Here is an 11,045-nt window from a genome sequence, read left to right on the forward strand (position 1 = left end):
TGGATCGCCAACATGACCGACCACTTCGCCTTCCGCACCTATCGCCGCCTCTTCGACGCCGACTTCGGCTCCATCACGGATTTTGTATAAAAATAGGGCGAGCTCTTCAGCTCGCCCCACTCAGGAAGAAATCAGGAATCTCGGACTACAGCATTGCAATCCGACGGCACACTTCCTCCACATTCGCGCGGCTGTTGAAAGCGCTGATGCGGAAGTAGCCCTCACCGGCGCTGCCGAAGCCACTGCCAGGGGTGATCACGACGTTCGCTTCGTTAAGCATCTTGTCGAACATCTGCCAGCTCGTCAGGCCGTTCGGGCAGCCGACCCACACGTAAGGCGCATTGACGCCACCGAAGACCTGCAGACCGGCCTTTTTGCAGGCCTCGACCAGCAGTGCGGCATTGCCCATGTAATGCTCGATGAGTGCCTTCACCTGCGTCTTGCCTTCAGGTGAGTAAATCGCTTCCGCACCGCGTTGGACGATGTAGCAGGCACCGTTGAACTTCGTGCTGTGGCGGCGGCTCCACAGCGGATGGATCGCCTGCTTGCCTCCGGCCTGGGTCTTGCCCATGAGACCCTTTGGAATGATGACGATCCCACAGCGCACGCCGGTAAAGCCGCCGTTCTTGGAAAAGCTGCGGAATTCGATGGCGCAGTCACGCGCACCTTCGATTTCATAAATCGAGCGCGGGAGCTCCGGATCGCGGATGAACGCCTCGTAAGCCGCGTCGTAGAGAAGTGTGGTGCCGTTGGCCAGGGCGTATTTCACCCAGGCTTCAAGCTGTGCACGCGTTGCCACAGCACCCGTCGGATTGTTCGGGTAGCAGAGGTAGGCCAGATCCACCGGCTCATTCGGGATCTCGGGCACGAAGCCGTTGGCAGGCGTGCATTTGAGGTAGTGCAGGCCCGCATAGGCGCCGCTTTCATCGGCATCGCCCGTGTTGCCAGCCATGACGTTGGTGTCCACATACACAGGGTACACCGGGTCGGTGATGGCGATCTTGTTCCCGGCACCAAAGATGTCGAGGATGTTGCCAGTGTCACACTTGCTGCCGTCGGAGATGAAAATCTCATCGGCTTCCACCTGGATGCCATGTGCTTTGAAATCATTCTCGGCGATGGCGTTGCGCAGGAAGTCGTAGCCCTGCTCCGGGCCGTAGCCACGGAAGGTGGCGCGGTCGCCCATTTCATCCACCGCCTTGTGCATGGCCGTGCGGACGGCCTCTGGCAGCGCTTCGGTCACATCGCCGATTCCGCAGCGGATCAGGCGCTTGGCTGCTTCGGTGTTGGCCTCCGTGAACACCTTCACGCGACGGGCGATTTCAGGGAAGAGGTAACCGGCTTTGAGCTTGTTGTAGTTTTCGTTGATGTAGGCCATGGCGGGAAAAGGGGCGGGCAGTGTGGCGAGTCGTGGCTGGGATGCAAGAACGTCGAAGCAGTGTCGAATCTGTGACAACGCGCTGAATAATCATTTACAATTCTTACATATGAGAAATTATATCAAGGTTGAGATTCATAATTGTCGAATCCCACCTTTCTATGAAGAAAAATGCATTCTCGCTAAGCCTTTCCTTATGGGCCGCCTGCCTGATCAGCAACTGTGCTTATCATGAGGTCGCTTGGCAGAAGAATGAGATCAGCCCGTCTTCCAATCCTCTCGGCACCGGTAAGTCTGTCAGCTACACCAAGCCCCAGCTCTGGAATAAACGGCACCTCACCTGGCATCTGGACACCTCCACCCCCTTGCCGGAGCGCCTTTCTGCAGAAGAGCTCAAGCGCGAGATCGACGAAAGCTTCAAAAGCTGGGAAGCTGCCGGTGTCTTCACCTTTGCCCAGGCCCAGGCCGGGGAGACTGCAGACATTAAGATCAGCTTTGGCACCCCTCCCGGCAGAGCTTGGGATGGCCAGCTCGGCAGCATGGGGCATACCTCCTTCCCTTGGAGCCGTGACCGTGGCCACATCTATCTCGACCCCTCCGAATGGTGGAGCACCCGTTCGGTGGCTCTGGTCGGCGATCCCATCACCAAATGGCTCCCTCATGAAATCGGCCACGTGCTGGGCCTTCAGCACTGCCCCGGCGAAGATCAGACCATGAGCGAGACCGGCCCCTACAGCCTTCCAGGAAATAAAAGCTTCGCGCAGTTGCAGCATCTATATGCCCCCAAGACTCCGGTCTTCACCTGGGTGCAGTGCGTCATGGATGTCTCGGGTGAGGCCGAATAACGCCTCTTCTGCATCGCGGGCGGTTCCGTCAGGCAAGAAAACGGACTTTTGGGCCGTCCATTCTGCATGCAAAGAAGACTGATCGCGCTGCTGGTTTTCACATCATGTGCACCTTTCACCGGCTGGTCTGCGGATGAATTAAAATTCCCCACCACGCCGCCCACCGAGCCGCAAAACGCCGCCAAGACCTTCCACGTCCTCGACGGCTTCCAGATGCAGCTCATCGCCGCCGAGCCCCTCGTCACCGATCCCGTCGCCATCACCTATGACGAGGATGGCCGCGCCTACGTGTGCGAGATGAACGACTACCCCTACACGGACAAGGAGCACCACAAGCACGCGCAAGAAAACCCCACCGATCAGTCCATCGGCAAAGTCCGCCTCCTCACTGACACCGACGGCGACGGCATCTTCGACAAGGCCACGGTCTTCGCTGAGGGCCTCTCCTGGCCCACCGGTGCCGCCTGCTGGAAAGGCGGCATCTTCGTCACCGCCACGCCCGATGTCTGGTACCTCAAGGACACCAATGGCGATGGCGTCGCCGATGTGCGGCAAAAAGTCTTCACCGGCTTCAAAAAGCTCAACGTCCAGGCCGTGATGAACAATCCCATCTGGGGCCTCGACCACCGCATCTACATCGCCGGCGGCAGCAACGGCGGCGAAATCCAGCGTGCTCCCGGCAGCGAATCCGTCATGCCGCTGCCCGCCGACTTCAAACCCCTCTCCATCAAGCGCAACGACTTCAGCTTCGACCCCAGCACCGGAGACGTCCGCCTCGAAAGCGGTGGCGCCCGCTTCGGCAACACCTTCGACGACTGGGGCAACCGCTTCCTCTGCAACATCCGCAACCCCTGCCAGCACGTCGTTCTTCCCTACCGCTACCTCGCACGCAATCCTTACCTCGTCGTCCCCAGCGCCCTCAATGACTGCGCCGAAGCCGGCGATCAGCTCCCCGTCTATCGCACCAGCCCGCCCGAGCCCTGGCGCGAGTTTCGCGCCAAACGCTGGGTGCAGGAAGGCAGCACCCTGCCCAAGAGCGAACTCGTCGGCGCCGGTGTCGTCACCTCCTCCGCCGGCATCACCGTCTATCGTGGCGATGCCTATCCCCCTGAGTATCGCGACTTCGTCTTCGTCGCCGATGTCGCTGGCAATCTCTTCTACCGCATGAAGCTCGTCCCCGACGGCGTCACCTTCAAAGCCGTGCAGGTCGATGGAAACAAAAATTTCTGCACCAGCGACGACCTCTGGTCCCGCCCCGTCAACTTCGTCAATGCCCCCGACGGCTGCCTCCACGTCTGCGACATGTATCGCGAAGTCATCGAGCACCCCTGGAGCATCCCCGACGACATCCACTCCGCCGTCGACCTCCTCCGCGGCCGCGACAAAGGCCGCATCTACCGCCTCGCTCCAAAATCCTTCAAAACACGCGCCACGCCGAAGCTCAGCGCCGCCACCACCACCGAACTCGTTGCCCTCCTCGATCACCCGAATGCATGGCACCGTGAATCCGCACAACGTCTGCTCTTTGAGCGGCAGGACAAGGCAGCGGTGGAACCGCTGCGGAAGCTCCTAGAAAATGCCGTAACTTCACAAGGCAAAGCATATGCAGTACATGCGTTGAATGCGCAGCTTTCCTTGACGGAAGATAAAGTCATTCATCTCCTCACTACTGCTGATTCGCATATTCGCCGGACGACGATCGAAGCCGTTTCCTCATGGCCCAACGTTTCGCCAAAACTGCAAGATGCTGTGCTCGCTCTTGCCAAGGACGCATCTCCCGAAGTGCGGATGTATTTGTCGTTTCTATTCAGCGTACTGATCTCACCCACGATGCAAGGGCTCGACCAACTGGTTCTTTCGGGTGTTAACGACACTTGGCAACGACGGGCGCTGCTATCCATGCCGCCCCTTCCACTGGCCGGCGTCTCAGTCACAGCCTTGAAGTTGCCGGAAACCTTGGGCACGGCAGAGTTCCTTCAGCAGTGTCTTTTTGTTCTGGGAAGTTACCGTCAGATGCCGGAAGACCATGAGCGAGAAGACCTTGTGCACATGATGCTTTCTGTTCTCAAGGATCATGAAGAGACTCACCCGATGACTATGGAGGCTGGTTTGACCGGCCTCAGCCAAGGGCTCGCAAAACACGGATTGCGCTTGTCGGATATCACCAAAAAAACGGAACTTAAGGCGTGGCTTGCCAGCATTGTACAGCTCGCCGCAAAAAGAGCTTTGGACGAAAAACTACCAATCGAAAGTCGCCAACGTGCTGCACGGCTTCTGTCATTGGCAGTCTTTGGCAACGCACGAGACATGGCTCTACAATTGTTGGCCCCTGAAACAGCGTCAGAATTGCAGCAGACCGCCCTTGAAGTCCTTGGGGGGTATCAAGAACCCGCCGTCGCAAACATCCTCATCGAATCCTGGCCCAAGCTCACTCCACCACTCCGCGACAAGGCCGTCGCACTCCTCCTCTCTCGCACCGACCGCATTGCCAAACTCCTCGATGCCATCGAGTCAAAAAAAATCCTCCCCTCCCAGCTCAGCGCCGCCACAAAGGCGACGCTCGGCCGACAAAAAACACCCGCCCTCGCAGAACGCATCGCCAAAATCATCGGCGATGGCGGCTCCTCAAATCGCAAGGAAGTCATCACCAAGTATGAGCCCGTGCTCTCCATGACCGGAGACACCACCCGAGGCACCAAAATCTACGAAACACTCTGCATGGTCTGCCACCGCCATCTCGATCGCGGCAACGACGTCGGCCCCAACCTCGGCACCATCAAAGCCTGGACCGCAGAACAAATTCTCACCAACGTCCTTGACCCCAACCGCGAAGTCTCGCCCAACTTCGCCCTCTACATCGTCGAAACCAACGACGGTCGCACCCTCTCCGGCCTCATCACCAGCGAGACCGCCGGCAACCTTACCCTCAAACGCGCCGACGGCGGCACCGACACCGTACTGCGCAGCGAAATCAAATCCCTCACCAGCCCCGGCATCTCCCTCATGCCCGAAGGCCTCGAAGCCGCCATCACACCTCAGCAGATGGCAGATCTGATCGCGTACTTGAAACATTAAACTTGTTTTCAAATAGAGGAGTTCCACCTCATTGGCGCATGCGCGGACGTAGGATGGGCGTGGCGACAGCCCGCCCGTCCACCAGCGTAAGGAAATGCCCATGATACGCAGCCTCCCAAAGTCGGATCGAGGAGCCATTTTGCGCAGCCTGAACGTGCACCTCGTAGCCCGTGTAGCGACGCCGAAGCAGACGCACCCAGCCATGCATTCGCGGACAGCCGACAACTCAAGCCAGCACCCGCCGCAGCACCTCGCCATGCACATCCGTCAGCCGGAAATCCCGGCCCGCATAACGATAGGTCAGCTCCTCGTGGTTCACACCCAGCAGATGCAGAATCGTGGCATGCAGATCATGCACACTCACAGGGTCCTGCTCCGCAGCAAAGCCAAGTTCATCCGTGCTGCCATACACCGTACCCCCTTTCACACCACCCCCGGCCATCCACACGCTGAAGCCGTAGTGATTGTGGTCGCGCCCCAGCTTCGACTTCCCGCCGCTAAGCTCCACCGTGGGAGTGCGGCCAAACTCGCCGCCCCAGATGATGAGAGTGTCCTCCAGCATGCCGCGCTGCTTCAGATCATGCAGCAGCGCCGCGATAGGCTGGTCGATCTCCCCCGCCAGCCTGCGGTGGTTCGTCTCGATGTTGTCATGGTTGTCCCACGGCTGGCCCGCACCATGCCAGAGCTGCACCATGCGCACCCCACGCTCCAGCAGCCGCCGGGCAATGAGAGTCTGCCGCCCATGCACGCCTTCGCCATACATCGCCCGTATGTGCGCTGGTTCCTGCGTCACATCAAACGCATCCGCCGCCTCCATCTGCATGCGAAACGCCAGCTCAAAGCTCTGGATGCGCGCCTCCAGTCGTGGGTCGCCTCGATCCTTCCTGTGCGCCTCATTGATGCTCCGCATCAGCTCCAGCTGCCGCAATTGTACCCGCGCGTCCGCATGCGGACTGCGGATGTTCTCAATCAATCGGTCCACCTGCTGGTGCTTCGAGTCCACATACGTGCCCTGAAACGCCCCCGGCAAAAACGCCGACTGCCAGTTCTCCGCACCCTTGATCGGCATGCCGCCCGGACACATCGCGATGAACCCCGGCAGGTTCTCATTCGCGCTGCCCAGCCCATACGTCAGCCATGAGCCCAGGCTCGGCCTCGGCTGCACCGAGTCGCCACAATTCATGAGCATCAACGAAGGCTCATGGTTCGGCACCTGCGCCTGCATGGAGCGAATCACTGCGATGTCATCAATGTGCGCCGCCGTCTTCGCAAACAGCTCGCTTACCTCGATGCCACTCTGCCCATAACGCTGAAACTTGAACGGCGAAGGAAACGCCGCGCCCGTCTTCCGCTCCGTGAGCCGATGACTCGGCACTGCCTTGCCCTCATACCGCGCCAGTGCCGGCTTGTAATCAAACGTGTCCACATGCGACGGCCCGCCATTGAGAAAGAAATGGATCACCCGCTTCGCCTTCGGCGCAAAGTGCGCACTGCTCTTGGCACTCGCGGCAGCCTGCAGGTCCGCCAGCCCCAGCATGCCCATCCCCATACCGGAGCGGCGTAAAAAATCTCGGCGGGTGAGGATGGGGGTCATAAAATTCAATCCACAAACATGAACTCGTTGGCCAGCATCAGCACCTGAACGAACTGCTCCCAGCCATTGAGCTGCGAGCGCGGCTGCGCGGCGAAATCTTTTTCAGCATCCCAGGTCTGTGCGGGCACATCATCGCCCCCCGCACCGACGCTGCCCGTCGGATGAATGCGCATCGACCACAAAAACTGGTCGCTGTTCAGTACCTCACCGATGTCCACCACAAAGTCGAGCGTCTCGCCAGCTTTAAACGCCAGCGTGTCAAAGTTCAGGTCCGCACTGCCCTGATGCAGCCTCCCCGCATGCAGGCGTCCCTGCTGACTGTGGCTGATGAAAGAGCGGATGCCATCACCAGGCGCTGGCTCATGCAGCAGGGTGGACTTCACCGCATACGTGCCGTCCGCAGGCGCGATCCATCGCCGCACCACCGCATGCTTCCGGTCGTTCCCTGGATGCCCGCCCGTCGCCGTGAGCTGCGCCCATCCCAGCTTCGCATTCGGCCACGCCTCATCTCCCTGCCACGCACTGCCCGTGAAGTGCGGAAGCACCTTGAAGTCCTTCACCCTGCCTGTGCTCTCATCCCACTCGCCGACACCATACTGCCAAGACTTCGAGTGATCCACCTGCGCTATCACGCGCGGCTCATCCTCCTGCACAAAGCGCAGCGCCTGCTCCATTTCATCCGCCCTCGGCGCTCGTTGAAACAGATGCCCATAAATACGCCGGACGCGTGTCGCCGCATCGGCCCCTTTGACATCCGCACGCCCCAGCAGCGCCTTCGCCTGCTGCACCACAAACGGATGGTTCATGCCAAACAGCGCCTGCTGCGGCACAGTCGTCTCCGTGCGCTGAGGAATGGAGAGATCCGGATTGGCAAAATCAAAAGTGCGCATCACGGCGGGCACATTTTCACGGTCCACCAGCGTGTAGAGCGTGCGGCGTTGATTGTCCGCTGCAAACAAGGGCAGGGGAGTGCCGCCCACCTCCAGGCTCAGCCGCCCCGCAGCCATCAGCCAAGCATCACGCGCCTCTTCAAAGCTGAGCCGGTGCGGATTCATGCGCCACAGCAGGCGGTTGTCCGGATCAGCATGCGCCGGATCCACCGCCCCGCCGCCGCTGCTCTGCTGATACGTCTCCGACATCATGATCAGCCGGTGCATCGCCTTGATGCTCCACCCTGAGTCAATGAAGCGCCGCGCCAGCCAGTCGAGCAATTCGGGATGGCTCGGCGCAGTGCCCTGCTTGCCAAAGTCACTCGGCGTGCTCACCAGACCACGTCCAAAGTGGTGCTGCCAGATTCGATTCACCATCACGCGCGCCGTCAGCGGATTGCGCGGATCAATAATGGCCTTGGCAAGTTCCAGCCTCCCGCTCCCCTTCGTAAAAGGCTGCTGCGCACCAAACAAACTCAAAAACTGCCTCGGCACCGCATCCCCCTTCGTCAGCGGATTGCCGCGCAGCAGCACACGCGGCGTGCTCGGCAGCGCACGGTCCACCAGCACGGTCGCCTGCTCCGGCGCAGTTTTGTTACTGAGAAGATAACGATCCACCTCGCCCTGCGACTTCCACAGCTCCGTGATGATCCCCGAAGGAAAATACATCTCATTGTTCGTGATGTGCTCGTCAGGCACATAAGCCGGTGAATCAGGCCTCTTGAGAACTTCTTCGCTCAGCTCGACCCCAGGATGCGTCTCCACCCACGCTTTCCAACGATGCACGATGAAAGGATTGAGGTCCTTCTCGTCAATAATCTGGTCGAAGCCCTGCTCAGGATATTTGTCCAGCTCCGTCAGCGCCTTCTGATAGTCCTTCATCCGCGCCCTCGTGCGCGCCATCTGCTCCTCACGGCGCTTCGTCATGAGGTCATGATTCTTCTTCACCAGCTCCACCAGTTTCGGATCTTCGCCCGTTCCACACGGCACCACCGCCTCGGCGCAGCTTTGAAACACGCCATACAGCGCATAGTAGTCACGCGTGGGAATGGGATCAAACTTATGATCATGGCAGCGCGCGCACGCCACGGTAAGCCCCAGCGTGCCACGCGTCACCACATCAATGCGGTCATCAATGATGTCGTGCGACACTCCAAGAAAGCGCCGCCCCAGCGTGAGAAAACCCATCGCAGCAAGATCCGGTGACTTCGGCGGCACCACCTGGTCCGCAGCCATCTGCAGCAGCAAAAAACGGTCATACGGCATGTCATGGTTCAATGACCGCACCACCCAGTCGCGATACCCCGTCGCATGCACCCAGCGCTTTTCCTCACGGGCATACACATACCCCTTCATGTCGGAATACCGCGCCACATCCAGCCAGTGCCGGGCCCACTGCTCCCCGTACTGCGACGATGCTAGCAGCCTGTCCACGACTTGCGAAAACGACCCCTCCTGCGCACCCACAGGCGGCAGCCCCGTCAGGTCAAAGCTGGCCCGGCGGATCAGCGTACGCTCATCCGCCCGTGGCGAAGGCTTCAGCCCCTGCTCCGCCAGCTTGCGCCGCACAAATTCATCAATGCTCCCGCTTGTCGCAGGCCGCAGCGGCTGAAACGACCAATGCTCCGCAGCGAACACGCCGGCGGAGACCATCAGAACACCAAGCTGGACAAGAAAACGAAGCATGGAGCGCTTACTACGTCCTCAGACAGCACAGTCCTTCCATTCGCCTCGTGATGGTGCTTGATAATCGCAGGCCGAGGGCAATAGAGCAACGCGACAGCGTTTTGGAGTGCGGTCGCGAAGATGCACGGCGCAAGCCTGCATCGGAGTCACCGCTTTCGCGGGGTGCAGAATTCGCTTTGTCCTTACCCCGCCGTCCGGCCTGCGAAAGCGGCTTCGCGCTCAAGCTTGTCTCGACCACGCCTGCGTCTCGAAACCAAGGCTGCGAATCCAAGCATGAGCAGCAGCACACGCTCCGGCTCGGGGACCACGACAATAATGCCGCTGGTGGTGAACTGGCTCACGTCCCACACGAGCCCCCCGCTCAGCGTGGGCAGGTCGAACTGGCTGGCATCATCGCCGGAGCCATCGCGGTAGTTGGTTCCAAGATTAAAACCGCTGAAGTCTGTGATCACCACACCGGACCAGTCGACGAGATTGTAGACCTGGCCAAGCGCGGCGCTGAAGCCACTGCTGCGCACCACCAAGGTTCCGGAGACAGTCAGGTTGTAGCCCGTGGTATCACCAGCAGTATTGAAAGAAAGCAGATCATGGTTCCCGCTGCCCAGCCCTTGAGCACGGCTGGTGTCATTCACATAGGTGATGTAGCCGGCGCTGCCTACCACGTTTCCACCAAAGGTGGGATCTACGCTGCCGGCATTGTTGGCCGTGCCAATGTCCAGGATGACCTGACCTGCCAGGCTCTGCGTGCCGCCACCGGTGGCGGGTGTGAAATTGAGGGTGCCAAATGAGCCCGCCGCCGTGCTGTCACCCGCCTGCACCGTGGAGCCGCTGGCTGCCGTGAAGTTCGTCCCCTGAATCACTCCCGTGCCAAAAAGGGTGCCGCCATTCTGCACGGTGACGTTACCGGTGCCAGTCCGGCCTGCACCACCGCTGCCTACCTGCAGCTGCCCGGCGCTCACCGTTGTGGCACCAGTATAGGTGTTGTTACCCGTGAGGACCCACGTGCCGGGGGTGTCGATCTTGGTGACCCCACCTGTGCCGGAGATCACGCCGCTAATGGTCCCTGTGCCAGGACCTCGCACGTAGAGAGTGCGGCTGCCGAGATCAATGTCTCCTGTCAAAGTAACCCTATCCGCTGTGGCGGAGGCGGTGGCTGGACTACCAACCGAGATGGTGGCATCACCCGTCAGGATGAAATGGTTCGCCTGCGTGGTGTTGCCACTGAAGGTGAAGGCTGTAGGAGTTCCAACAAATCCCGCCACCCAGGTGTTCTGGTTACCGCCTTGGAGGCTCACATCACCACTGCCGAGCGCCCCGCTGGCAGTGACGGTGAAAAGATCCCATGCACCATTCGTGCCGCCATCCGCAGCCCACAAAGTCCCGCCGGAGTAGTCGTTGGCTCCATTGGTCAGAGTGAGGCCCCCCGCTCCACCAGTGCCATCAAAGATCAATTTCCCGGCTCCCGACACCTTGCCGTTCAACGTGGTGCCATAAGTCGCGGAGCGGAAACTCAGAGTCAGTGCGTCAATCTGTATCCC

General features: G+C 60.1%; 6 protein-coding genes. 2 read left to right on the top strand and 4 right to left on the bottom strand.

All coding sequences use genetic code 11. From position 1 onward, the window contains the following. Positions 1 to 145 precede the first annotated feature (145 nt). Positions 146 to 1,378 (bottom strand): LL-diaminopimelate aminotransferase, encoded by a 1,233-nt coding sequence (locus tag ACIREA_RS16730; protein ID WP_397383438.1) that lies wholly within the window; start codon positions 1,376 to 1,378, stop codon positions 146 to 148. A 161-nt stretch (positions 1,379 to 1,539) separates the two neighbouring features. Here ACIREA_RS16730 and ACIREA_RS16735 point away from each other — a divergent pair, with 161 nt between their 5' ends. Together ACIREA_RS16735 and ACIREA_RS16740 are read left to right on the top strand one after the other, a co-directional pair. Continuing rightward, the gene (locus ACIREA_RS16735; RefSeq protein ID WP_397383439.1) at positions 1,540 to 2,223 is read left to right on the top strand and encodes a matrixin family metalloprotease; all 684 of its coding nucleotides are present in this window, start codon (positions 1,540 to 1,542) and stop codon (positions 2,221 to 2,223) included. A gap of 66 nt (positions 2,224 to 2,289) precedes the next feature. Next, positions 2,290 to 5,298 (top strand): PVC-type heme-binding CxxCH protein, encoded by a 3,009-nt coding sequence (locus ACIREA_RS16740; RefSeq protein WP_397383440.1) that lies wholly within the window; start codon positions 2,290 to 2,292, stop codon positions 5,296 to 5,298. Between the two features lie 226 nt (positions 5,299 to 5,524). Here ACIREA_RS16740 and ACIREA_RS16745 read toward each other — a convergent pair whose 3' ends face one another. From ACIREA_RS16745 to ACIREA_RS16755, 3 genes are all read right to left on the bottom strand, one after another. Further along, entirely contained in the window at positions 5,525 to 6,892 is a 1,368-nt protein-coding gene (locus ACIREA_RS16745; RefSeq protein WP_397383441.1) for a DUF1501 domain-containing protein, read from the bottom strand. A gap of 5 nt (positions 6,893 to 6,897) precedes the next feature. Continuing rightward, the gene (locus tag ACIREA_RS16750; RefSeq protein ID WP_397383442.1) at positions 6,898 to 9,507 is read right to left on the bottom strand and encodes a DUF1549 and DUF1553 domain-containing protein; all 2,610 of its coding nucleotides are present in this window, start codon (positions 9,505 to 9,507) and stop codon (positions 6,898 to 6,900) included. Between the two features lie 182 nt (positions 9,508 to 9,689). Next, positions 9,690 to 11,045, bottom strand: a 1,356-nt coding sequence (locus tag ACIREA_RS16755) for an autotransporter-associated beta strand repeat-containing protein (RefSeq protein ID WP_397383443.1), incomplete at its 5' end; no start/stop codon positions are given.

The organism is Prosthecobacter sp. (genome assembly GCF_044373815.1).
In the GTDB taxonomy this organism is placed as follows: Bacteria; Verrucomicrobiota; Verrucomicrobiia; order Verrucomicrobiales; family Verrucomicrobiaceae; genus Prosthecobacter.